The sequence below is a fragment of the Modestobacter excelsi genome (genome assembly GCF_005930495.1).
Classification (GTDB): domain Bacteria; phylum Actinomycetota; class Actinomycetes; order Mycobacteriales; family Geodermatophilaceae; genus Modestobacter; species Modestobacter excelsi.
Window position 1 is genome coordinate 1 of the sequence record NZ_SJEX01000085.1, and the last position, 22,581, is coordinate 22,581.

Sequence of the window (22,581 nt, forward strand, 5' to 3'; positions counted from 1 at the left end):
GCGCCGGTCGGGGTGGTGCGGGTCAGCTCACGGGCTGACCGAGTCCTGCGCCGGCCCAGCGCAGGCAGTCTCGGACCGTGTCCAGGAGCTGGTCGAAGGAGTCGTCCGGTTCCCATGCCTCGACCGCGGTGATGAACGCGGCCATGGCGGTGTTGAAGACCAACGTGGTCCTCAGGTCGTCGCCGTCCGGGAGACGGCGGGCGATCCAGGCCTTCAGGTCGGGCGCGAAGCTGTCACACGTGCCCCGGGCCGTGTGGATCAACCAGGGACACTGCTCGATCACCCGCTTCTGCACGGGCAGCCACTCGGGCAGCAGCTTCGCCATGTCGACGAAGAGGTCGGTCAGCGCCTCCCACAGCGGAACGTCCCTCGAGTCGTCCTCCAGCAGCGCGCGCCACTGCGCGAGCTCCTCGGGGTCGAGGTCGAAGGCAACGGCCTCCTTGCTGGGGAAGTAGCTGAAGAACGTGGTGCGGGAGACACCGGCCTCGGCGGCGATGTCCTCGACACTGACGGCGTCGAAGCCGCGCTCACTGATCAGGCGCAGCGCGGTGGAGCGGATGGTGCGCCAGGCGGCGAGCTTCTTGCGCTCTCGCAGCCCCATGACGGCGTTCACGGCGCAGCGCGGACTGCTCGCTGCCTTCGCTCTGACCATCACGTGATCACCGTAGACCGAAACCTGAACTGAGTACAAGTTCTTACTGCGTCAAGTTCTGGCATCGTCCACACCCCGGCTACGGTCTGCCCATGGTCAGCGTCGATCAGCCTGTTCCTGCCCTCCGGGTCGTGGCCCGAACCCACCGGCGGCTGGAGCCGCTGCACTCGCACGTGTACTTCGCCCCCGAGACCGACGAGCAGCTGACTGCGATCGGCATCCGGCCCGGCCGGATGGTCTACTTCGCCGGCCGCGCGGCGGCGATGGGCGCGGTCGGTCCCGGCGTGGTCACCGCGACCTTCGGCAACTTCGCGCCCGGCATCGTGGCCCGCCACGTGCCGCGGGCCTGGACGCTGGCGACCCCTGAGCAGGTGCTCGCCGCCCGGTCGGCGGCGGCACACGCGTCGCTCACCCGGCTGCTCGCCGACCCGCCGCCCGCCGAGGTCACCGAGCTCGCCGACCTGCTGCGCGAGGCGTGCAGCGTGCTGACCTCCGAAGGCCGGCCGCTCTACGCCGGGCACGCCGACCAGCCGTGGCCGGAGGACCCGCTGCTGCAGGTGTGGCACGGGGTCACCCTGCTCCGCGAGCACCGCGGCGACGGGCACGTGCTGAGCCTGGTGCGGCACGGGCTCAGCGGCCTGGAGGCGCTGGTCACCCACACGCTCACCGGTCGCGGCTTCACCGAGCAGGCCGCCCGGGCCACCCGGGGCTGGTCGGACGAGGAGTGGGCGGCGGCGCTCACCGGGCTGACCGGTCGCGGCCTGGTCGCCGACGGCGCGCTCACCGCGGACGGCGTCGCCCTGCGCGCGGCCGTCGAGCAGGGGACCGACGAGCTGTCCGCGGCACCCTTCGTGCACCTGGGGGTCGAGCGCACCGAGCGGGTGGCCGACCTCGGGGGCCGCCTGTCCGCGCGGCTGGTCGCCAACGGCGCCTATCCGGCCGGCGTCTTCGCCGCCCGCTGAGCCCGGTCGCCGAGCCTGGTTCCCGCCCACCGAGCAGGTGAGCGGAGAGTCGAGCTCTGCTCCACATCTGGAGCAGAGCTCGACTGCCCACGAAGTCACCGTCGGCGGCGGGCTCCTGGTGGCCTTGCCCCCGGGACGACGGTCGCCGGGCGTTCCTGCCCCGGTCGGGTGGTCGGGGTGCCCCGGCCCGCACGGCCGTGTCACGATGGTCGACGGCCCCGCGGTGCTCCGCCGGGCATCCAGGGACGTCGGGAGGTGACCGGGCAGATGCGTGCCGAGCCCCCCAGTCACAGTCCCGAGGTCCCCTCCTGCTGACGCGCCCGGTCGACACCTGACCGCGGCGGTGCGGCGTGCGGGGACCGCTCCGGCGTCCCCGTCCCCCGCGTCCTCCGGGAGTCCGTCGTGTCCGACCGCCGTCGCAGCGCCCCCCGCGCCGCCCTCTCCACCCTGACCCGCCGCCCGCGCCCGGCCGCCGCCGTCCCGCGGTTGCCCGACCGGCCGGCGACGCAGCTGGCCCCGGTGGACCGTCCCGCGCGGATGGTGGACAACGCCGTCTACGCCGGCGGCCGCCGGATCGCCACGCCCGCCTCACCCGCCGAGAGCCACGAGTGGCTGACCGAGGGCTACGAGGACCGGATGGTGTGGCTGGGCCTCTACCGCCCGGACCCGGCTGCGCTCGGTGAGCTCGCGGAGCAGTACGACCTGCCCGAACTGGCGGTCGAGGACGCGATCAAGGCGCACCAGCGGCCGAAGTTCGAGCGGTACGGCGGCACGCTCTTCGTCGTCCTCAAGGCCGCCCGCTACCTGGACGCCGCCGAGGAGGTCGACTTCGGCGAGCTGCACCTGTTCCTCGGCCGGGACTTCGTGATCACCGTGCGGCACAGCGAGTCGCCCGACCTCTCCCGGGTGCGCCGCCGGCTGGAGAGCGACCCGGAGCTGCTGGCCCGGGGGAGCGAGGCGGTCCTCTACGCGATCCTGGACGCCGTCGTCGACGGGTACGCCCCGGTCGTCGCCGGCCTGGAGAACGACATCGACGAGATCGAGGTCGAGGTCTTCCGCGGTGACCCGCAGGTGTCCCGGCGCATCTACGAGCTGTCCCAGGAGGTCGTGGACTTCCAGCGGGCCGCCCAGCCGCTGACCGGGATCCTGGCGGCCATCACCGCCGGGTTCGAGAAGTACGGCGTCGACGAGGAGCTGCGCAGCTACCTGCGGGACGTCGCCGACCACGTGACGTCGGTGACCGAGCGGGTGGAGGGCTTCCGGCTGCAGCTGCGGGACATCCTCACCGTGAACGCCACCCTGGTCGCGCAGCGGCAGAACGAGGAGATCCGCGAGCTCACCGAGACCTCGCTGGCGCAGGGCGAGGAGGTCAAGAAGATCTCCGCGTGGGCGGCCATCCTCTTCGCCCCCACCCTGGTCGGCACCGTCTACGGGATGAACTTCACGCACATGCCCGAGCTCGACTGGCGGTTCGGCTACCCGCTCGCGCTGGTGCTGATGCTGATGGTCAGCGTCGTCCTCTACGTGGTGTTCAAGCGCCGCGACTGGATCTAGGGACGCCGGTGGAACATCCCGGTGGGGTCGCCCGTTAGGCTGTCTGCACAACTACACAGGGGGGCGATTGGTCTCGACTGCGGTCGGGTGACCAGGGGAAGCGAGCCGAGGAAGGCAACGATGAGCTCGTTAACCACGCGTTGCAAAAAACACAAGCGCCGACTCCAGTCAGCGCGACTTCGACCTCGCTGCCTAACAGCAGCTAGGCGAGTCTGTCAGCCCGGGTTCGTCATCGGCCCGGATCCTGGCATCAGCTAGATGACTCACTGCACGCACCGGTCGCGGGTGCGTGCAGGACACCACACAGTGACTGGGCCCGTCACACCGACTTGTTCGTGGGATCGGTGGGGTCGAGCAGAGACAGAGCGGACTGCGCTCGGAGAAGCCCTGGTGATGCGTCGCAGGACGCGGGTTCGATTCCCGCCGCCTCCACCACACGTCGATCCCCCCGCTCCACCACGTAGGGCCCGGTCTGGAGACCGGGCCCTACGTGCGTCAGCGGGTGTCCCGTGGACTCACATGTCCCGGTAGCGCTTGGCGTCGGCCAGCTTCTCCGTCAGCGTCTGCCGGGTGACCTGGCGGCCGGGCCCGTTGGGGGCGTCGGGACCGGGAACCGCGTAGACCATGACGTAGGCCGCGGTGTCGCGCTGGAAGCGCCAGCCCTCCGCGAGCGGCCCGACGTCGTGGGCGTCGTAGCCGATCGAGTCGAGGAACTCGGTCACCGTCTGCTTGGCCGCCTCGTCGTCCCCGGCGATCGGGAGCACGGAGCGCTCGGGGTCACCCGCGGGCCGCTGCAGGGTGCCGAGCTGGGTGACGTAGATGCTGTTGAAGGCCTTCACCACCCGCGACTCGGGGAGGTGGGCCTGGAGCAGCTCGCTGGTCGTCGTCGACTCGTCGTCGAGCTCGGCGATGTGCCCGTCGCGGTCCGGGTAGTAGTTGTTGGTGTCGATGACGACCTTGCCGCGCAGCGGCTCGACCGGCACCTCGCGGTAGGCCCTGAGCGGGACCGTCACCACCACGATGTCGCCGGCCGCGGCGGCCTCGGCCGCGGTGGCCGCGCGCGCCCGCGGGCCGAGCCCGGCCACGAGGTCGGAGAGAGTCTCCGGTCCACGACTGTTGCTGAGCACCACGTCGTGGCCGGCGTCGACCGCCAACCGCGCCACGGTGCTGCCGATGTTGCCACTGCCGATGAGTCCGATGGTCGTCACGTCCCCGGCAAGTGCCGCCCCGCCGGCGGCATTCCCGGAGGGCACCAGCGCCCGGGGCGCAAGGCCCTGGTCGGTCGACGACGGTCCTCCCATGCTGACCCCCGTGGGCCGCCCAGCCGTGCGGCAGGACCGCGCGTTCGTCGGGCGCCAGGTGGAACTGCAGGTCCTGGCCGACCTGGTGGACGACGGTGGTGGCCCCGTGGGTCACCTGCACGGCATCGCGGGGATCGGCAAGTCGGTCCTGCTGTGCCGGTCCCTCCGTCTCGCGAGGGACGCCGGGGTCGGCGTCCTCGCGCTGGACTGCCGGACCGTGGAGCCGACGGAGAAGGGCGTGCTGCGGGCGACCGGTGGCTTCCCGGACGTCATCGACCGGGTGCGGGGGGCGCCGCCAGGTCCGGCCGACGCGATCCTCAGCCGACGATCACCACGTCCTCGGTGAAGGCGGTGGCCAGCTGGGGATCGGCGAAGTTGGCGACGTCCGCGACGGCGGCCGCGAACTCCGCGCTCGCGGCCGCGGTGGCGAAGGCCTCCTGGTCGTCGAAGTACATGCTCGCCACACCGAGGAACGGTGGCCCACCCTCGGGAGCGCCCAGGGCGTGCTGCTGCACGTAGCGCCGGACGCCGGGGACCTTGCGGACGATCGGCCCGTGCGTGTCCCGCCAGTAGGCGAGGGCCTGCCCGCGGTCCGTGCCCGGCTTCTCGTTGACCACGAAGGTGACGGTGAACATCGTCGTCCTGCCTCTCCTGGACGGTGGAGGCCTGACGCTAGACCCGGCGACCGCCCAGGAGGAGGTGCGCGATCCCCTGACTCACAGCTCGGTGCGGAGCACCGCCGCGGCCTCGGCCAGGGCACGCATCTTGCCCGCGGCCGCCGCCCGCGGCAGGTACTTCAGCCCGCAGTCGCTGGAGAGCACCAGCCGGTCGACGTCGACGTGGTCCAGCGCCCGCCGCACCCGGTCGGCGATCACCTCGGCCGTCTCCACCTCCGGCGTGGAGAGGTCCAGCACGCCCAGCGCGACGCCCGACCCGCGCAGCGGCCGCAGGGTGGCGGGGTCCAGGTGCGACTGCGCCGTCTCCACCGAGATCGCCGCGGCCGGCAGGTCGGCCAGCTCAGGCAGCACCGAGTAGCCCTCGGGCCGCTCGGCGACCATCGCCGCGTAGCCGAAGCAGACGTGCACGTGCACCGGTCCGGGGGCGTCGGCGAGGGCGCGGGTGAGGACCTCGACGCCGTACCGGCGGGCCACCTCCGGGCGGGCCTGCAGCCAGGGCTCGTCCAGCTGCACGATGTCCGCGCCGGCCGCGAACAGGTCGGCGATCTCGGCCCGGACGACGTCGGCGTAGGCCAGCGCCAGCACGCGGTCGTCGCCGTAGTGGTCGTCCTGCGCCTGCTGGGTCATCGTGAACGGCCCGGGGACGGTGATCTTGATCGCCCGGTCGGTCTGCGCCCGCAGGAACCGCACGTCCTGGACCTGCACCGGCTCCGGACGCCGGATCGCGCCGGTCACCCGCGGCACGGGGATGTCGATCCCTGACCGGTTGCGCACCGTGCCCGGGTGGTCGAGGTCGAGGCCCTGCAGCGCGGTGGCGAAGTGGTTGGAGTAGGACTCCCGGCGGATCTCGCCGTCCCCGATGATGTCCAGCCCGGCCAGCTCCTGAGCCCGGACGGCGGCCAGGGTGGCGTCGTCCTGGGCCTCCTGCAGGAACTGCGGCGGGACCCGCCACAGCTCGCGCGCCCGGACCCGCGGCGGGAACTGGTGCCCGAGCCGGTCGCGGTCGATGAGCCAGTCCGGCTGGGGCAGGCTGCCGACGACGGTCGTGGGCAGCGGGGGGAGCGGGCGGGCCATCGGTTCCTCCTGGGGAGCGGGGCCCCGATCCTCCACCCTGCCGCCGACCGCGCCGACGAGGGCTCCGTGCGCAGCGCCCGCCGGTCCCTGCTCAGTCGGCGAGCAGCCGGTGGACCAGCCGGATCGCGATGGAGCCCTCGCCGACGGCGGACGCGACCCGCTTGACCGACCCGTGCCGGACGTCGCCGACCGCGAGGACCCCGGCCATGCTGGTCTCCAGCGGCAGCGGCGGCCGCCCCAGCGCGTCGATGCCGCGCGCGCTCACCTCCGCACCGGTGAGGACGAAGCCGCCCGGGTCGCGCTCCACCGTCGGGGGCAGCCACTCGGTGTGCGGCTGCGCACCGATCATCAGGAACAGCGCGGCCGCGGCCACCGTCTCCTCCTCCCCGGTGGTCCGTGAGCGCAGCACCAGGTGGTCGAGCCGGCAGTCGCCCCCGCCGTCGACGACCTCCGTGCCGGTGCGCACCTCGACGTTGGGGGTCGCCTGGATCTGCTGGACCAGGTAGTGCGACATCCCGGCCTCCAGGCTCGTGCCCCGGACGACGAGGGTGACCCGCCGGGCGTACCGGGCCAGGTGCAGCACGGCCTGGCCGGCGGAGTTCGCGCCACCGACGACGTAGACGTCCTCGTCGGCCACCAGCGGTGCCTCCGAGGCGGCGGCGCCGTACACCACCCCGGAGCCGCGCAGCGCCTCGAGGGAGGGGACGTCGAGCCGGCGGTAGCTCGCCCCCATGGCCAGCACCACGGCACCGGCGACCACGACCCCACCGGTGGCCAGGGAGACGACGACACCGTCCGGCTCGCGCGCCAGGGAGGTCACCTGCTGCATGAGGGCGAAGCGCGTGCCGAAGACCCAGGCCTGCTCGTAGGCGCGCCGGGCCAGCTCACCGCCGCTGACGCCCCGGGGGAACCCCAGGTAGTTGCGGATCGAGGAGCTCGTCGTGGCCTGCCCGCCGATGCCACCGGAGTCGATCATCAGGGTGTGCAGGCCCTCGGACGCGCCGTAGACCGACGCCGACAGCCCGGCCGGTCCGCCGCCGACGACGACGAGGTCGTACTCGTCGCGGTCCGGCGCGACCGCGGTGCCTGAGGCCCGGGCGATGTCCACGTCGCTCGGGTCCTCCAGCACGTGGCCGTTCGGCATGACCATCAGCGGGAAGCGCCGGGTCGCCCCGCCGAGCAGGGCACGGCCCTCGGCGGAGCCGGCGAGCAGGAAACGGTGCGGGAGCGCGCACCGCTCGAGCACCGCACGCAGCTCGTAGGCCCGGCCCGACCAGCTCTCGCCGACCACATGGACGGTGTGCGGAGCGCGGTGTCCCGACTCGGCCCAGCGCAGCAGGAAGCTGGTCACCGCCTGGTGGAAGTACTCGTCCGGCGGCTCGCCCGGCCGGACGACGTAGTGGTCCATCCGACCGCGGGAGATCGCCTCGAAGATCGCGTCGCCGGTGGCGGACTCCCCGACCCGACCCCACGCCACCATCAGCACCCGCTCGGCCTGCGGGAACGTGCGGGGCACCTCCGCCAGCAGCGCGGTGCCCGGCCGGCCGGCGAGCTCCTCGCCGGCGAGCACCAGCGCGACCTCGTCGCCGGCCGCGGCCAGCCGGTCGAGGGTGGCCAGGGCGTCGTCCGCCGAGCTCAGGCAGCAGATGCGGTAGTCCGCCGTGTACCGGTTGCGCAGCTCGCGCTCGACGTCCCGGAGCAGGTCCGGGTGGTCGTCGACCGCGACGAGCACAGGCGTGCTCACGCCCACCGGCCCGGTCGTCGGGCAGTCGCCGCCCACACGGCGGCGAGCGTACGAGCGCGGGGCCCGGGTCACCAGGGGTGCCGGCCCGGCCGCGACGGAGCGCAACCGCTCCCCGGGACACGGGTGGGGTGCGTTCCCAGCGTGCGGGGGACAGGACGGGCTGTCGATGGACTACGAGGTCTCCGTGACCAGTGCTGGCTGTGGGAGCTGGATCACAGCAGAGTCCGTGACCGCCGTCCACAACTCCCTCGACGGATCCGCAACGCACGTCCCGGGCTGGGATCTCCGGGGCCACGTCCCGGTGGGCGACGGCCGGAACGACCAGCCGGGGTCAGTCCGGGCGCTCCTGCCGGAGGTCACGGACCCGCTGGGCCGCGGTGATCCGCGGCAGCTCGCTGGTCAGCCAGCGCACCGGACGACGCTGGGCGGGCCGTCGCGCGGCCAGGAAGTCCAGCGCGATCGCCGCCGTCCAGGACTGGTCCCGGCTGCCCAGCGTCTGACCGGTCACCGGCTGGTAGTACTCCGCGAAGTCGCAGTCCACGAGCTGGGACAACCCGGCCAGCCGCAGCTGGTTGGCCGCCTCCTGCTCCCCGGAGCGGTTCAGCGCCCAGGCCATCAGCCAGTTGAGCACCGGCCACTGCGGTCCGCGCCAGTAGGTATGCTCCCGGAAGGCGGGGGACGCCGGGGACACCGACGGGACCACCGGCCAGCGCAGCCGGGAGTGCCCGCACCAGCGCGGGCCCAGCAGCAGGTCGCGCTGCCGCCGGGTGAGCGCGTCGTCGCCGCCGCAGAGCAGCGGCGCGAACCCGGCCGCGCTCTCCACGTCCAGCCACCGCCCGGTGCGCAGGTCCAGGTCGCGGGCCAGCCCGGTGTCGGGGTCCACCGACCGCAGCACGCCGGTGCGGAACCGGCGGGCGATCGCCCGGGACCGCTCCACCCCGCCGGCCGCGCCGCCGCCGATGCCCAGGTCCTCGCCCATGTCCGCGAGCAGGTCGCTGGCCGCCGCGAGCAGCGCCGACACCAGGACGTCGCCCATGACGAAGTCCCCGGTCGACCGGAAGACGGCGTCGTCGTAGCGGGAGCGGACCTTCTGCTCCAGCAGCCACAGGTAACGGGCGTACTCGGCGTCGGTGGGCCGCTGCGAGGGGTCGGAGACGTGCGCCAGGTCGGCGCGGACGAACGGCGGCATGTCCGGTTGCGGGTGCACGTTTTCGTACGGCTCGTCCCAGCGCGGCGAGTCGTCCATGCCCGACTCCCAGCCGTGGTGGATCTCGACCAGGCCGTAGGAGTACGGGTCGCGGGCGGTGGCCAGGTAGGAGTGCCAGGCCAGCCACTGGTCGAAGGTCCCCCGCACGAAGTCCTCGGCCAGCTCCTGGTCCGCACCGCCCCGACGGCGGGCGTCGTGCAGGATCCGGGAGAGCGCGATGACGTGGATCGGCGGCTGGCAGATGCCCGAGGTGAGCACCCCGGCCGGCCGGGCCGCGGCGACCTGGGTGCGCCACCGGTCGGGCCCGGGGAAGTAGTCGCTGGGCTCGTGGAACAGGATGTGCGGGATCATCCCGGTCGCCCACTGGCCGGAGAGCAGGCTGCGCAGCTCGGCGAGCGCCCGCGGCACCGACACGGTCGCGATGCCGAGCGCCACGAAGCCGGCGTCCCAGCTCCACATGTGCGGGTACAGCGTCGGCGAGGCCACCGTGAACGCGCCCCGGTCGTTGGCGCGGAGCACGTAGCCTGCCCGGCCGGACATCAGCCCGATCTCCACGGCGCTGGGTTGGGACACGGTCATCTGCGGGTCAGCTCCTCTCGCCGTCCCTGCATCCTCACCCGGCTGCCGGTGCGCCGGCCGCCTGTTCACCCAATCGTCACGGACCGGTCGTTGACGCGGCCCCGCCCGAGGCGGGGGCCCCGTCGCGCCCGGACCGGTCGCCCCGCCACCACGGTGCCTGGGCCAGCAGGTACAGCACGACCCCGACCAGCAGCATCAGCCCCGAGCGCAGCCAGGTCGCCGCCTCCTGCTGCCACAGCAGCAGGAGGCAGGAGGCGATCGCCAGGACCGGCAGGACGACGGGTGCGGTGAAGTGGTCGGCCTCGACCCGGTCCCGGCGCAGCACGAGCACGGACACGTTGGTGCTGAGGAACACCAGCAGGAGCAGCAGGACGACGATGTTCGCCAGCTCACCGAGGTCCCCGAGCGTGGTGAGCGCCATGGCGACGGCCGTGGTCACCACGATCGCCACCCACGGGGTGCGCCGCCCCGGCAGCACCGCGCCCAGCGCCGGGGGCAGCAGCCGCTGCTCGGCCAGCCCGAACACCATCCGGCTGGCCATGATCATGGTCAGCAGCGCGCCGTTCGCGACGGCGATCAGCGCGATCGCGCTGAACAGCCGGTCCGGCACGCCGATGCCGGTGGCCTGCACGACGGTGAGCAGCGGGCCGGTCGAGGAGGACAGCTCGTCGGTCGGCAGGACGATCGAGGCGACCAGCCCGATCAGCACGTAGACCACACCCGCCGTGAGCAGCGCCCCGAACAGCGCCCGCGGGTAGACCCGGCGCACGTCGCGCACCTCCTCGGCGACGTTGGCCGAGGTCTCGAACCCGACGAAGGAGTAGTAGGCGAGGACCGCGGCGGCCAGCACCGCCGACCCGGCCGAGACCCCCGCCGGGAACTCCACGACCCGGCTCACGTCCCCGTCGCCCCGGCCGAGCACGATCGCGCCGAGGACGACGACCAGCAGCAGCCCGGACACCTCGATGGCCGTCATCACCACGTTGGCGCGCACGGACTCCTTGATCCCGCGGGCGTTGACCAGGGCGACCACGAGCAGGAAGACCACGGCGGCGGGCACGGCGGGCACGTCCAGGAAGACCGACAGGTAGTCCCCGGCGAAGGCGAGGGCCAGCCCGGCCGCGCTGGTGACCCCGGCGGCGAGCATGCAGAAGCCGACCAGGAAGGACACCACCGGCCGGCCGAAGGCCCGCTCGGCGAACACCGCCGACCCCCCGGCCCGGGGGTATTTGGTGACCAGCTCCGCGTAGGAGGCGGCGGTCAGCAGGGCCAGCAGCAGCGCGACCAGCATGGGCACCCAGATGGCGCCGCCCACCTCACCGGCGATCTCGCCGACCAGGGCGTAGATGCCGGCGCCCAGGACGTCGCCCAGGACGAAGACGTAGAGCAGCCTCCCGCTGACCGCCCGGCGCAGGGCGGTGTCCTCGGGGTCGGCGGCAGCGGGCTGGGGGGCGTCGGGCTGGTGCACCGGCCGAGTCTGGGCGGGTGCCCGGGCGGCGGCGGACCGGCGGGCCTCCGGGTCAGTTCAGCTCGGGCGCCCGGTGCGCCTTGACGACGACGAGCACGTCGCCGCTCTGCAGGGTGCCGATCAGCGGGTCGTCGAACCGCAGGTGGCGGCCGCCGCGCTCGACCGACAGCACGACGTCCCGCAGCTGCCGGGCGCCGAGCCCGACCTCTGAGGGGGTGACGGTGCGCTGCTGCAGGTCCAGCCCGCGGCCGGCGGTCAGCAGGTCCTCCACGACGTGGACGACGCCGGGCTGGTCGGGGGAGAGCCCCAGCAGCCGCCCGGAGGTGGCCGAGGTGGTGATCACCGAGTCGGCGCCGGACTGGCGCAGCAGGCTGGCGTTCTCCTCCTCGCGCACGCTGGCGGTGATCGGCACGCTGGGGTTCAGCTGCCGGACGGTGAGCACGATCAGCACCGCGGCGTCGTCCCGGTTGGCCGCGACCACCACGGCCCGCGCCTTCTCCACCGACGTCCGGCGCAGCACCTCCATCCGCCCGGCGTCGCCGAGCACCCCGGTGAGCCCGGCGGAGGTGGCCTCCTCGATCGCCCGCGGGTCGGGGTCGACGACCACGATGTGCGCGGCGTCGGTGCCCGTGCTGAGCAGGGCGCGGATGGCGCTGCGGCCCTTGGTGCCGTAACCGCACACGACGACGTGCTGGCGCACGCGAGACCTCCAGCGTCGGACCCGGAACTCCTCCCGCGAGCGCGCGGTCAGCGCCTCGAGGGTGGTGCCGATGAGGATGAGCAGGAACGCAATCCGCATGGGCGTGATCACGAGGATGTTGACCAGCCGGGCGCCGGGCGTGACCGGGGTGATGTCGCCGTAGCCGGTGGTGGAGAGGGTGACCGTGGCGTAGTACGTGGCGTCCAGCACGCTGATCTCGCCGCCGCTGTTGTCCCGGTAGCCGTCCCGGTCCAGGTAGACGATCAGCACGGTCAGTACGAGCACGACCGAGGCGATGACCACCCGCCGCCAGACCTGGCGGGCGGGTGACTCCTCGGTGTGGGCGAGGTGGACGCCGCTGTGGTCGTCGCTCAGCACGCCGGCCGCTCCTCGCTCACCGGCGCGACGATAGCGAGCCCGCTCACCGTTGCTGCACCAGCAGCGGCTGGGCCACCTCGCCGACCGCCCCCCGCTCGTCGGACAGCACGCCCGAGCACAGGCCCAGCCCGTCAGGAGCCAGCGAGGTGCGGCAGTCCAGGTGCACCCACTCGCCAACCGGCTCGCGCAGCAGGTGGGTGGTCATCCCCGGCGGGATGGACAGCCAGCGGGTCAGGTCCAGCTCGGCGGAGATGCCGTTGGCCGCATCGGCGGCGACCAGCACCCGGGCCAGCGGGGTGAGCGGCTGGCCGTCGACCAGCGGCAGGCGCACCCGGGTCCACACCGCCGCCGGTCCGCGCCGGTCGGGGGAGCCCGCGGTGTACCGCCAGTCCAGCGCCTGCCCGTAGCCCCAATCGCCCATGTCGGGCAACGGCACCGTCGGCGCGTCCGTCGCCGCGGGCAGCGCGGGCGGGAGGACGGCGGGGGTGCTGGCCGGCGGGGTCGGGCCGGTGGCCAGGTGCCAGACCCGGGCGACGGCGACCGCGCGCCCGTCGACGGTCATCCGCGCCTCGGTCAGCGAGATCCGGCGCCCCGGGCGGACGGCGGCGACCTCCACGGTGAGCTCCCGGCGCGGGATGGCGCCGAGGAAGTCCACCGACACCCGGGCGGTCCGTTGCCCGGGGTCGGCGCCGGCCCCGGCCAGGTGCGCCAGCAGCGCCGAGGGCGGCCCGCCGTGCTGGGACCCGCTGTCCCACGGACTCTCGGTGGCCTTGGTCGGGGCGAACCGGCCCTCGCCCAGCGGCAGGTAGAAGGCCTCGGCGATCTCGCTCACGGGTGTCTCCTCGTCGGGGTCGGCGGGTCCAGGTGGGTCAGGACGCGTCCGAGCAGCGTGTGCAGCGTCGCAGCCTCCTCGGCGCTGAGCCCCATCGCCTGCGGGCGGCCGAGCTCGGCGAGCACCGGGCCGGCGTCGGCCAGCGCCCGCCGGCCGGCGTCGGTGAGCCGGACGTCGATGCGCTGGCCGCGCCGCGCCCCCGCGGGCCGCTCGACCCACCCGGCGTCGACCAGGCCGGCCAGCAGCGCGCTCATGCTCTGCGGCGTCATCTCCAGCCGGCGGGCGAGCTCGGCGGAGGTGAGCGCCGGTTCGCGGGCGAGGTGCACCAGCACGAAGAAGGTGTGCGGTCGCAGGCCCACGGTCGCCAGCCGGCGGGCGAAGGCGGCGTTCATCGCGGCACCGGCGCGGGCCAGCGCGTACGCGGGGATCCCCTCGGGACCCGCGGCGACCCAGCCGGGCACCGCCGGTCCCGGGTCGCATCCACCCGCTGGCTGCTCCACGAAGGGACACCGTAGGTTGTCGGCAGAGCATCAGTCTCCTGATGCTCGCCTGCGAGGGGGAGACGATGGGCCGACTGACCGACTGGGTGCTCGCCCACCGACGCCTGGTGGTGCTGGCCTGGCTGGCCCTGGCACTGGTCGGCGGAGCGCTCGCCCCGACGACGATCGACCGGCTCGGCTTCGACTTCTCCACCCCCGGCCAGCCCGCATACGAGGCGAACGAGGCGATCACCGGGCAGTTCGGCAACGGTGGTGGCAACGACCCGCTGCTGGTCACCGTCGCGCTGCCCGAGGGCAGCACCGTCGAGGGCGCCCGGACCGAGCTGACCGCGGCGTTCGACCGGCTCCGCCGGCCGGGCTGGCGGGTGGCCACGCCGTTCGACGGGACGCCGGGTGCCGAGGCGCTCGGCGCCGGCGACGACCGGAGTGCCGTCGCGCTGGTCTGGCCACCCGCGGTCGAGGGCCCGGCGCCCTACGCCGCCGCGCTGCCCCAGCTGGAGGGGGCGCTGTCCGGTACCACGGTCGCCGGCGTGGCCCCGGTCGTCACCGGCACGACGGTGCTGGCCGAGGGTGGCGGCGACGAGCGGCCGATCATCGTCGAGATCGCGTTCGGTGCCGGCGGCGCGGTCGTCGTCCTGGTGCTGGTGTTCGGCTCGTTGCTGGCGCTGGTGCCGCTGCTGGTCGCCGCCGTCGCGATCACCACCACGTTCCTGCTGGTGCTCGGGCTCACCGCGCTCACCGACGTCAGCTTCATCGTGCAGTACCTGGTCGGGCTGATCGGGCTGGGCGTGGCGATCGACTACTCGCTGCTGGTGGTGATGCGCTGGCGGGAGGAGCGGGCGGTCGGCGCCGACGACCGCACCGCCGTCCGGACGGCGATGACCACGGCCGGTCGCGCGGTCGTGCTCAGCGGCGTCACGGTCGCCGTCTCGCTGCTGTCGCTGGTGGTGCTGCCGCTGCCGTTCCTGCGCACCGTCGGCTTCGGCGGCCTGCTCATCCCGCTGGTCAGCGTGCTGGTCGCGCTCACCCTGCTGCCGGTGGTGCTGTTCTCGGCCGGGCGCCGGCTGGAGTGGCCGCGCAGCCGGCCGCCGAGCGCGGAGAGCCGCACCTGGCACCGGATCGGGTCGACGGTCGTCCGGCACCGCTGGGTCTCCGCGCTGCTGGCCACCGTCGTGCTGCTGGTGCTCGCGCTGCCGGTGCTGGGCATCCGGCTGGGCAGCCCGGAGGTGTCGGCCACCGCCACCGGGTCGACCCCGGCCGCGGCCGCGTTCCGGCAGCTCACCGCCGACGGGCTGCCCGCCGGGGTGGCCCGCCCGGTCGAGGTGCTCACCGCCGACCGGGCCGCCGCGGTGCAGACGTTGTCCGCGGTCGACGGGGTCGCCGGCGTGCTGGCGCCGGCGGGGGAGACCTGGGAGGCCGGCGGCACCGGGCTGGTCGACGTCGTCCTGGCCGACGACCCGTCGTCCACCGCCGGCCGGGACGCGCTGACCGCGGTGCGCGACGCGGCCGACGGGCTGGACGGCGCCCGGGTGGGCGGCACCGCGGCCGGCGACGCCGACTCGGTGCGCGCGATCTACGGCAACGCCTGGTGGGTGCTGCCGCTGGTCTGCCTGATCACCTTCGCGCTGCTGGCGCGAGCACTGCACTCGGTCTGGCTGCCGGTCAAGGCGCTGCTGCTCAACGTCGTCTCGATCGCCGCGGCCTACGGCATCACCGTCTGGATCTGGCAGGAGGGGCACCTGACCGAGGCGCTGTTCGGGGCGACCGCGACCGGCACGATCACCTTCTGGGTGCCCGTCGCGGCCTTCTCGTTCCTGTTCGGGCTGTCGATGGACTACGAGGTGTTCATCCTGAGCCGCATCCGGGAGGGCCACGACCAGGGGATGAGCACCGACGCGGCGACCGTGCACGGCGTGGCGTACACCGGCCGGCTGGTCACCTCGGCGGCGCTGATCCTTTTCCTCGCCTTCGTCGCGCTGTCGACGGTGCCGGTGGTCGACGTCAAGATCTTCGCCACCACCCTGGCCATCGGCATCCTGCTGGACGCCACGGTCGTGCGCGGGGTGCTCACCCCGGCGCTGGTGGCCGCGCTGGGCCGGGTCAACTGGTGGTGGCCTGCGCGGCTCTCTCGCGGGCGCTGAGCTCGCGCTTGAGCACCTTGCCGGCCGGGGACACCGGCAGCGCGTCGACGAACACGGCGTCGCGCAGCCGCTTGTACGGCGTCACCTGCTCGTTGACCGCGGCCAGCACGCTCTCGGCGGTCAGCGCCGCACCGGCGTCGTCGCCCCGGCGCACCACGTAGGCCACCGGCAGCTCGCCGGCCTCCGGGTCGGGGCGGCCGACCACCGCGGCGGCGGCGACGCCGGGCAGGGCGAACAGCAGCTCCTCCAGCTCGCGGGGGAACACGTTGTAGCCCTTGTAGAGCAGCATGTCCTTGGTCCGGTCGACGATCGACAGGTAGCCGTCGGCGTCCAGCACCCCCACGTCGCCGCTGTAGAACCAGCCCTCGGCGTCGATCGCCTCCGCGGTCGCGTCGGGGCGCCCGGCGTAACCGCGCATCACCTGCGGGCCGCGGATGCACACCTCCCCGCGTTCCCCCACCGGCAGCGGGTCGCCGCCACCGAGCGGGCGGATGCTGATCTCGGTGTCGGGCAGCGGGACGCCGACCGTGCCGGCCTTGCGCACGCCGCTGGTGTGCGACGGGTTCCCGGTGGCCTGCATGGTGACCTCGGTGAGGCCGTACCCCTCGCCGATCACCACGCCGGGCACCAGCGCCCTCATCCGCTCGATCAGCGGCACCGGCAGCGGGGCCGCGCCGCTGGAGAAGCTGCGCACGCTGGACAGGTCGGCGTCGGCGATGCCGGGGACCTGCAGCAGCGCGACGAACACCGGCGGGGCGCCGCCGATCCCGGTCACCCGGTACCGGACGGCGTCCTCGACGTAGCCCACCGGGTCGAAGCGGTCGTGCACGACGACCGTGGAGCCGGCCATGACCTGGCCGTTGAGGTAGCCGATCACGCCCATGGCGTGGAACCACGGGGTGAGGTTGATCAGCCGCGCGCCGCCCAGCCGGGTGGGGTGCTCGGCCTCGCTGCCGACCTGGTCGAGCGTCACGTCGCCCTCGGCGTCGAGCACCGGGACCGAGCCGCTGCTGAAGCACGCCGACTGCAGCACGTTGGTGACCACCGCCCGGTGCGGCAGCTCCACGCCCTTGCTCACCCCGGTCGTGCCGCCGGTGTAGGCCAGGTGCGCCAGGTCGGCGACCGGGTCCAGGTCGGCGTCGCGGTGCGCGTCGGTCGGGTCGGCGCTGAGCAGGTCGCCCAGCGACACGGCGCCGGGCAGGTCGGCCAGGTCGACCGGGTGGTGCGGGTCGGCGACCTGCTCCGGCCCGGTGACGACGACGGTCCGCACGCCGGTGTCGGCCAGCGCGGCCCGCACGACGGGCAGCACCGGCTCCCAGGTGACCAGCGCGCGGGCGCCGGCGTCGGTGAGCTGGGCGGCCAGCGCGGCCGGCGGCAGCAGCGGGTTGGTGGGGGAGAAGACCGCTCCGGCCAAGAGCACGCCGTAGTAGACGGCCGGGTACTGCAGACAGTTGGGCAGGTGGACCGCGACGACGTCCCCCCGGCCGATGCCGCGCTCGGCCAGCCCGGCGGCGACCGCGTGCGCGCGGCGGCCCAGCTCGGTGAACGACAGCTCCACGTCGTGGTGCACGAACGCCGTCCGGTCACCCCAACGGCGCACCGCGGCCCGCAGCACCGAGCCGACCGGCCGCAGCGGGTAGTCCAGCGAGCGCGGCAGCCCCGGCGGCCAGGTCGTCGGTTCCGTCGTCCCCGTCGCGGTCATCCGTCGTCCTCCCGGGCAGCGTTGTCGCTGGCCCTCAGAGTGGCCCACGTCACCCGCTGAGTCGACACCGACCCCGTGCGTCAGGATGACCCGATGAGCGAGCAGCGCACGGCCCTGGTCCTGGGTGGCGGCGGCATCACCGGCATAGCCTGGGAGATCGGCGTGCTGGCCGGGCTGGCCGACGCCGGGGTCGACCTCGGCACCGCCGACCTGGTGGTCGGCACCTCGGCCGGGTCGGTCGTCGGCGCCCAGCTGCGCAGCGGGGTGGACCTGGCCTCGCTGTACGAGCGGCAGCTCGAGCCGGCCGGCGCCGAGCGGGTCGCCCGGCTCGGGCGGGGGACCCTCGCCCGGTACGGCGTGGCGATGCTGCTCGCCCGCCGCGACGACGCCGCCTTCCGCCGCCGGGTCGGCGCGGTCGCGCGCGCCGCCGCCGACAGCGGGCGCACCCCTCCCGAGGCCGAGCGCCGGGCCGCGATCGCCTCCCGGCTGCCCGACCCCGAGTGGTCCGACCGGCCGCTGCTGGTCACCGCCGTCGACGCCGAGAGCGGGGAGTTCACCACCTTCACCCGGGAGTCCGGCGTGGAGCTGGTGGCCGCGGTCGGCGCCAGCTGCGCCGTCCCCGGCGTCTACCCGCCGGTCACCATCGCCGGGCGGCGCTACATGGACGGCGGGATGCGGTCGGCGGCCAACGCCGACCTGGCCGCCGCCTACGACCGGATCGTGGTGATCGCGCCGCTGCCACGCGGCGTCGGGCCGATGACCAGCGTCGACGCGCAGGTCACCGGACTGGTCAGCCGGGTGGCCGTGGTCAGCCCGGACCGGGCCAGCCTGTCCGCGATCGGGAAGAACGTGCTGGACCCGGCGGCCCGGCCGCCCTCGGCCCGGGCCGGCCGGGCGCAGGCGGCCGCCGTGGCCACCCGGGTCGCCGAGGTCTGGCAGGGCTGAGGCCCCCATGACCCCCATGACGAGGAGAGGACCCGAGATGACGGAACCGGTGCTGACCGAGGTGGCCGACGGGGTCGGCGTGCTGACGCTGAACCGGCCGGCGGCGAAGAACGCCGTCGACCTGGCGACCACCGAGGCGCTGGCCGCCGCGCTGGACGACCTCGACGCCCGGGACGATGTCGCCGTCCTGGTGCTCACCGGCGCCGGGGGCACGTTCTGCGCCGGGATGGACCTCAAGGCCTTCGCCCGCGGCGAGCGGCCGCGGATCGAGGGCCGCGGGTTCGCCGGGCTCACCGAGGCGCCGCCGGCCAAGCCGCTGATCGCCGCCGTCGAGGGCTGGGCGCTGGCGGGGGGCTGCGAGCTGGCGCTGAGCGCGGACCTCATCGTGGCCGCCCGTGACGCCCGGTTCGGCGTCCCGGAGGTCAAGCGCGGGCTGTTCGCGGCCGGTGGCGGGGTGCTGCGGCTGGCCAAGGCGCTGCCCTACCAGCGGGCGATGGAGATGGCGCTCACCGGGGACCCGCTGCCGGCGGAGGAGGCGCACCGGTTCGGGCTGGTCAACGTGCTCACCGAGCCCGGCGGCGCGCTGGCCGGCGCCCGCGAGCTGGCCGCCCGGATCGCCGCGAACGGGCCGCTGGCGGTGCGGGTCAGCAAGGCGCTGGTCGCCGCCTCGGTGGCCTGGACCGACCGGGCGGCACTGGACGCCCAGCAGGCGCTGGCCGACCAGGTGTTCTCCTCGGCCGATGCGCTCGAGGGCGCCCGGGCCTTCGCGGAGAAGCGCGCGCCCGTCTGGCGGGGCGTCTGATCCGGCGCCGAGTGACAGCTGAGCGTGGACGGGAGGCCCGTGCGTCCACGCTGAGCTGTCACTCGGCGAGCGCCGCGGAGATCCGGGCCAGCAGCGCGGCGGGGGAGCGCAGGTCGGCGGCGGTCACGAACAGCACCCGCCACCCGGCTGCCTGCAGGGCCTCGATCCGCCGCCGGTCCTCGCCGATGCGCGTGGTGTGCCAGGCGCCCTCGTACTCCAGCCCGACCCGGCGCTCGGGCCACGCGAAGTCCAGCCGGGCCACGAACCGGCCCTGCTGCCGGACGACGTGCTGGGGCACCGGCGTCGGCAGCGGCGAGCGGTGCAGCAGCAGTCGCAGCCGGGTCTCCTGCGGGGAGGCGGCCAGCCCGTCGGCCAGCGCGGCCGCCTGCCGGGCCCGGCGGCAACCCCGCCCGCCGAGCTCGGCCACCTCCACCCGCAGCGTCGTCAGCGTGGTGAGCTTCGCCGCGACGAAGCGGTCCAGCAGGACGACGCCGTCGTCGAGCGGGAACCGTGCGGCGAGCTCGAGTGCGGTCGTGGCCGGCGCGGTGGCCCGCACCCCTGACACGGGGCGAACGCAGTCGCCGGTCAGCACCCGACGCCGGACCACCACCCCGGGAGCGGCGCCTCTCGCCGTCCCGGGTGCCACGGTCATCTCCACGTCCTCCGCCGGGGCGGCGAGGTCGGTCAGCCCCCAGAGCACCGCTGCACTGGCGCCGGAGACCACGGCGTGCGGCAGGAGCAGCCTCGCCACGGTCCGGGTCCGCAGCGTGTGCGTGACCTCGAGGCCGGCGTCGGCGTAGACGTCCGGGAACAGCCGCTGCCAGGCGGGCCCGCGCAGGTCGTTGGCGGTCAACCAGCCACGGCGGACGGCGGTGCTGCCGCGGAACACCCGGCCGCGGAGCTGCTCGGGACGGCGGACAGGGGGCACCGCGACACCCTGGCGGATCCGGCGGGGTGAGCGGCGGCGCCGTCCACAGGCCGCCGAGCGAGCGGGTCAGACCGCTGGGTCGGAGACCAGGGCGCCGGCCGAGTGCAGGGTGCGCAGCTCGGTCTTGAGCACCTTGCCGCTCGGGTTGCGCGGCAGCACGCCGCCGATCGACCACTCGCGGGGGCACTTGTAGTGCGCCAGCCGCTCCCGGCACCAGGCGGTCAGCTCGGCGGCGGTGGGCGGCAAGGCGGGATCGCGCGGGGAGACGACGGCCAACGGCGCCTCGCCGTACCGGCTGTCCGGGACGCCGATCAGCGCCACCTCGGCGACCCCGGGGTGGCCGGCCAGCACGTCCTCGACCTCGGCGCAGTACACGTTCTCCCCGCCGGTGATGATCATGTCCTTCTTGCGGTCGACGACGTAGAAGTAGCCGTCGGGGTCCTCCCGCACCAGGTCACCGGAGTGGAACCAGCCCCCGGCGAACGCCTCCGCGGTCGCCTCCGGCTTGCCCCAGTACTCGGTCATGACCATCGGCGAGCGGTAGACGATCTCGCCCACCTCGCCCCGCGGGACGTCGTTCATCGCGTCGTCGACCACCCGCACCTCGACGCCCAGCATCGGGGTGCCGACCGACCCGATCTTGCGCACCGAGTCCTCGCCGCGCAGGAAGCAGGTGACCGGCGAGCACTCGGTCTGCCCGAACGCGGTGACCACCTCGGCCTGCGGGAAGGTGGCCATCATCGTGCGCAGCAGCGTCGTCGACGCCGGCGCGGCGCCCCAGGAGATCCGGCGCAGCGCGGACAGGTCCCGGTCGGCGATGCCGGGGACGGCGCAGATGGCCTGCCACTGCGTGGGCACGAAGAACGCGTTGGACACCCGCTCGCGCTCCAGCTCGTCGACCGTGGCCACCGGGTTGAACGCACCGGACCGGGTGATCACGAACGTGCCGCCGACCAGCAGCGACGGCAGCATCCCGGCGACCGCCGCGATGTGGAACAGCGGCGCCCCGCTCAGGCCCACCCGGTCGTCGGGGCCCACGCCCAGGTGGGTCACCTGGCTGAAGGTGTGCAGCAGCAGGTTGCGGTGCGACAGCACGGCGCCCTTCGGCTTGCCGGTCGTCCCGGAGGTGTACATCAGGAACGCCGGGTCGCCCTCCTCCACCGGGTGCTCGACCGGCTCCGGCGAGGCGGCGGCCAGCGCCGCCTCGTACTCGTCGCCGACGGTGAGCACGGTGTGCAGGTCGGGGGCGGCGGCCCGGGCCTGGGCCGCCGTGCCGGCCAGCGCCGGGTCGACCACGAGCGCCGCCGCGCCGCTGTCGCCCAGCGCGTAGGCGACCTCGTCGGCGACCAGCCGGAAGTTCACCGGGACGGCGATCGCGCCCAGCCGGGCGGCGGCCAGGAACGTCTCCACCGCCTCCAGCCCGTTGAGGGTCAGCACCGCCACCCGGTCACCGCGCCGTACCCCGCGGTCGACCAGCGCCGCGGTCAGCCGGGTGACCCGCTCGTCGAGCTCGGCGTAGCTGCGGCCGGTGCCGGCGAACCGGAACGCGGGCGCCGACGGCGTCGTCCGGGCGTGCCGGGCGACCTGGTCGGCGATCGTCATGCCCCGCCACCGGGCGGTGCGCGTGTCGCTCATGGAACTCCTCGCCGAGCCGGTCGTGACCTGCGTCATGCTGTCCGTGACGGCCCGGCCGGTCAACGGGCCCCCCGCCGAGGAGAGGCGCGCGCATGGACTTCGACGACACCCTCGACGAGGCGGCCTACCGGGCACGGGTGCGGGCCCTGCTGGCCGAGCACACCGCCGAGCTGGTGCACCTGGACGCCGGTGAGGAGGCCGCCGACGCGGGCGAGCAGGAGCAGGCGCTGCGCCGCACCCAGCGGGTGCTCGCCGACGCCGGCCTGGTCGGGGTCAGCTGGGCGCGGGAGCACGGCGGGCAGAGCGGCACGCTGGCCCAGCAGGCGATCGTCAACCAGGAGCTGGCCCGCGCGCGGGTGCCCACGCTGATCAACCACATCGGGCTGGGCATGTGCGGGCCGACGGTCGTCGCGCACGGCACGCCGGAGCAGCACGAGCGGTACCTCGCCCGGCTGCTGCGCGCCGAGGACGTCTGGTGCCAGCTGTTCAGCGAGCCGGCGTCCGGGTCCGACCTCGCCGCGCTGCGCACCACCGCCGTCCGGCACGGCGACGGGTGGGTGGTCAACGGCCAGAAGGTCTGGACGACGCTGGCCCACGTCGCCGACCACGGCATCCTGCTCACCCGCACCGACGCCGACCGGCCCAAGCACGCCGGGCTGACCATGTTCATCGTCGACATGCACGCCCCCGGCGTCACCGTGCGGCCGCTCAAGCAGCTGGGCGGCCAGTCGGACTTCAACGAGGTCTTCTTCGACGACGTGCACGTCCCGGACAGCGACCGGCTGGGGGAGGAGGGGGAG

20 protein-coding genes and 1 other RNA gene are annotated in these 22,581 nt (G+C 74.4%); 8 read left to right on the forward strand and 13 right to left on the reverse strand.

All coding sequences use genetic code 11. The features are described from left to right. Nucleotides 1–22: 22 nt before the first annotated feature. A complete protein-coding gene (locus FHL80_RS21055) occupies nucleotides 23–652 on the reverse strand; it encodes a TetR family transcriptional regulator (RefSeq protein ID WP_246078852.1) in 630 nt (209 codons plus the stop codon). 131 nt (nucleotides 653–783) lie between these two features. Between FHL80_RS21055 and FHL80_RS21060 the strand changes: the two genes are divergently transcribed. The 3 genes from FHL80_RS21060 to ssrA all read left to right on the forward strand — a co-directional run bounded on the left by FHL80_RS21060 (nucleotide 784) and on the right by ssrA (nucleotide 3,603). Continuing rightward, complete coding sequence (locus tag FHL80_RS21060) at nucleotides 784–1,614, forward strand: SCO6745 family protein (protein ID WP_246078848.1); 831 nt, start codon at nucleotides 784–786, stop codon at nucleotides 1,612–1,614. Between the two features lie 402 nt (nucleotides 1,615–2,016). Continuing rightward, nucleotides 2,017–3,168 carry a magnesium and cobalt transport protein CorA gene (locus FHL80_RS21065; RefSeq protein ID WP_138735309.1) on the forward strand — a complete coding sequence of 384 codons (1,152 nt, stop codon included), beginning with the start codon at nucleotides 2,017–2,019 and terminating at the stop codon, nucleotides 3,166–3,168. 59 nt (nucleotides 3,169–3,227) lie between these two features. Further along, nucleotides 3,228–3,603: a transfer-messenger RNA gene (gene ssrA / locus FHL80_RS21070) on the forward strand. 80 nt (nucleotides 3,604–3,683) lie between these two features. Here ssrA and FHL80_RS21075 read toward each other — a convergent pair. Then, a complete protein-coding gene (locus FHL80_RS21075; RefSeq protein ID WP_138735310.1) occupies nucleotides 3,684–4,376 on the reverse strand; it encodes an NADPH-dependent F420 reductase in 693 nt (230 codons plus the stop codon). A gap of 91 nt (nucleotides 4,377–4,467) precedes the next feature. On the opposite strand from FHL80_RS21075, the gene FHL80_RS21080 reads away from it, so the two are divergent. Further along, nucleotides 4,468–4,815, forward strand: coding sequence for an ATP-binding protein (locus FHL80_RS21080; protein WP_138735311.1), 348 nt, complete (start codon nucleotides 4,468–4,470; stop codon nucleotides 4,813–4,815). Here FHL80_RS21080 and FHL80_RS21085 read toward each other — a convergent pair. The 8 genes from FHL80_RS21085 to FHL80_RS21120 form a co-directional block, all read right to left on the reverse strand. After that, nucleotides 4,787–5,104, reverse strand: coding sequence for an EthD family reductase (locus FHL80_RS21085; RefSeq protein ID WP_138735312.1), 318 nt, complete (start codon nucleotides 5,102–5,104; stop codon nucleotides 4,787–4,789). The two genes, FHL80_RS21080 and FHL80_RS21085, sit on opposite strands and share 29 nt — an antisense overlap. 81 nt (nucleotides 5,105–5,185) lie before the next feature. After that, nucleotides 5,186–6,220, reverse strand: coding sequence for a uroporphyrinogen decarboxylase family protein (locus FHL80_RS21090; RefSeq protein ID WP_138735313.1), 1,035 nt, complete (start codon nucleotides 6,218–6,220; stop codon nucleotides 5,186–5,188). A gap of 91 nt (nucleotides 6,221–6,311) precedes the next feature. Continuing rightward, nucleotides 6,312–7,964, reverse strand: coding sequence for an NAD(P)/FAD-dependent oxidoreductase (locus FHL80_RS21095; protein ID WP_138735314.1), 1,653 nt, complete (start codon nucleotides 7,962–7,964; stop codon nucleotides 6,312–6,314). Between the two features lie 331 nt (nucleotides 7,965–8,295). Continuing rightward, nucleotides 8,296–9,750 carry a glucosylglycerate hydrolase gene (ggh, locus tag FHL80_RS21100; protein WP_246078849.1) on the reverse strand — a complete coding sequence of 485 codons (1,455 nt, stop codon included), beginning with the start codon at nucleotides 9,748–9,750 and terminating at the stop codon, nucleotides 8,296–8,298. Between the two features lie 76 nt (nucleotides 9,751–9,826). Further along, on the reverse strand, nucleotides 9,827–11,218 hold the full coding sequence (locus FHL80_RS21105) for an APC family permease (protein WP_246078850.1): 1,392 nt from the start codon (nucleotides 11,216–11,218) through the stop codon (nucleotides 9,827–9,829). A 52-nt stretch (nucleotides 11,219–11,270) separates the two neighbouring features. Next, the gene (locus FHL80_RS21110; RefSeq protein ID WP_138735315.1) at nucleotides 11,271–12,296 is read right to left on the reverse strand and encodes a potassium channel family protein; all 1,026 of its coding nucleotides are present in this window, start codon (nucleotides 12,294–12,296) and stop codon (nucleotides 11,271–11,273) included. 43 nt (nucleotides 12,297–12,339) lie between these two features. After that, nucleotides 12,340–13,128 carry a thioesterase family protein gene (locus FHL80_RS21115; protein ID WP_138735316.1) on the reverse strand — a complete coding sequence of 263 codons (789 nt, stop codon included), beginning with the start codon at nucleotides 13,126–13,128 and terminating at the stop codon, nucleotides 12,340–12,342. Further along, entirely contained in the window at nucleotides 13,125–13,628 is a 504-nt protein-coding gene (locus FHL80_RS21120) for a MarR family winged helix-turn-helix transcriptional regulator (RefSeq protein ID WP_138735317.1), read from the reverse strand. Before FHL80_RS21120 ends, FHL80_RS21115 begins: the two co-directional genes overlap by 4 nt. 65 nt (nucleotides 13,629–13,693) lie before the next feature. Here FHL80_RS21120 and FHL80_RS21125 point away from each other — a divergent pair, with 65 nt between their 5' ends. Further along, complete coding sequence (locus FHL80_RS21125; RefSeq protein ID WP_138735318.1) at nucleotides 13,694–15,769, forward strand: MMPL family transporter; 2,076 nt, start codon at nucleotides 13,694–13,696, stop codon at nucleotides 15,767–15,769. Here FHL80_RS21125 and FHL80_RS21130 read toward each other — a convergent pair. Then, a complete protein-coding gene (locus FHL80_RS21130; RefSeq protein WP_138735319.1) occupies nucleotides 15,729–17,471 on the reverse strand; it encodes a class I adenylate-forming enzyme family protein in 1,743 nt (580 codons plus the stop codon). The genes FHL80_RS21125 and FHL80_RS21130 overlap by 41 nt on opposite strands. A 93-nt stretch (nucleotides 17,472–17,564) precedes the next feature. Here FHL80_RS21130 and FHL80_RS21135 point away from each other — a divergent pair, with 93 nt between their 5' ends. Both FHL80_RS21135 and FHL80_RS21140 read left to right on the forward strand, forming a co-directional pair. Beyond that, nucleotides 17,565–18,416: a patatin-like phospholipase family protein gene (locus tag FHL80_RS21135; protein WP_138735320.1), complete on the forward strand. Its 852-nt coding sequence runs from the start codon at nucleotides 17,565–17,567 to the stop codon at nucleotides 18,414–18,416. A 37-nt stretch (nucleotides 18,417–18,453) separates the two neighbouring features. Further along, entirely contained in the window at nucleotides 18,454–19,218 is a 765-nt protein-coding gene (locus FHL80_RS21140; protein ID WP_138735321.1) for a crotonase/enoyl-CoA hydratase family protein, read from the forward strand. Nucleotides 19,219–19,276: 58 nt separating this feature from the next. Here the strand turns inward: FHL80_RS21140 and FHL80_RS21145 are convergent, their stop codons facing one another. Both FHL80_RS21145 and FHL80_RS21150 read right to left on the reverse strand, forming a co-directional pair. Further along, nucleotides 19,277–20,146, reverse strand: a complete 870-nt coding sequence (locus FHL80_RS21145) for an endonuclease domain-containing protein (RefSeq protein WP_246078851.1) — start codon at nucleotides 20,144–20,146, stop codon at nucleotides 19,277–19,279. Between the two features lie 66 nt (nucleotides 20,147–20,212). After that, on the reverse strand, nucleotides 20,213–21,781 hold the full coding sequence (locus FHL80_RS21150) for a long-chain-fatty-acid--CoA ligase (RefSeq protein WP_138735322.1): 1,569 nt from the start codon (nucleotides 21,779–21,781) through the stop codon (nucleotides 20,213–20,215). A 92-nt stretch (nucleotides 21,782–21,873) separates the two neighbouring features. On the opposite strand from FHL80_RS21150, the gene FHL80_RS21155 reads away from it, so the two are divergent. Next, on the forward strand, nucleotides 21,874–22,581 hold a 708-nt coding region (locus FHL80_RS21155), incomplete at its 3' end, for an acyl-CoA dehydrogenase family protein (RefSeq protein WP_216870931.1).

What these genes read in the sequence shown, in the direction of transcription:
- FHL80_RS21055 (WP_246078852.1), bottom strand. Translation starts at nt 652, where the DNA reads ATGGTCAGAGCGAAGGCAGCGAGCAGTCCGCGCTGCGCCGTGAACGCC.
- FHL80_RS21080 (WP_138735311.1), top strand. Translation starts at nt 4,468, where the DNA reads ATGCTGACCCCCGTGGGCCGCCCAGCCGTGCGGCAGGACCGCGCGTTC.
- FHL80_RS21085 (WP_138735312.1), bottom strand. Translation starts at nt 5,104, where the DNA reads ATGTTCACCGTCACCTTCGTGGTCAACGAGAAGCCGGGCACGGACCGC.
- FHL80_RS21090 (WP_138735313.1), bottom strand. Translation starts at nt 6,220, where the DNA reads ATGGCCCGCCCGCTCCCCCCGCTGCCCACGACCGTCGTCGGCAGCCTG.
- ggh (WP_246078849.1), bottom strand. Translation starts at nt 9,750, where the DNA reads ATGACCGTGTCCCAACCCAGCGCCGTGGAGATCGGGCTGATGTCCGGC.
- FHL80_RS21125 (WP_138735318.1), top strand. Translation starts at nt 13,694, where the DNA reads ATGGGCCGACTGACCGACTGGGTGCTCGCCCACCGACGCCTGGTGGTG.
- FHL80_RS21130 (WP_138735319.1), bottom strand. Translation starts at nt 17,471, where the DNA reads ATGACCGCGACGGGGACGACGGAACCGACGACCTGGCCGCCGGGGCTG.
- FHL80_RS21135 (WP_138735320.1), top strand. Translation starts at nt 17,565, where the DNA reads ATGAGCGAGCAGCGCACGGCCCTGGTCCTGGGTGGCGGCGGCATCACC.
- FHL80_RS21140 (WP_138735321.1), top strand. Translation starts at nt 18,454, where the DNA reads ATGACGGAACCGGTGCTGACCGAGGTGGCCGACGGGGTCGGCGTGCTG.
- FHL80_RS21150 (WP_138735322.1), bottom strand. Translation starts at nt 21,781, where the DNA reads ATGAGCGACACGCGCACCGCCCGGTGGCGGGGCATGACGATCGCCGAC.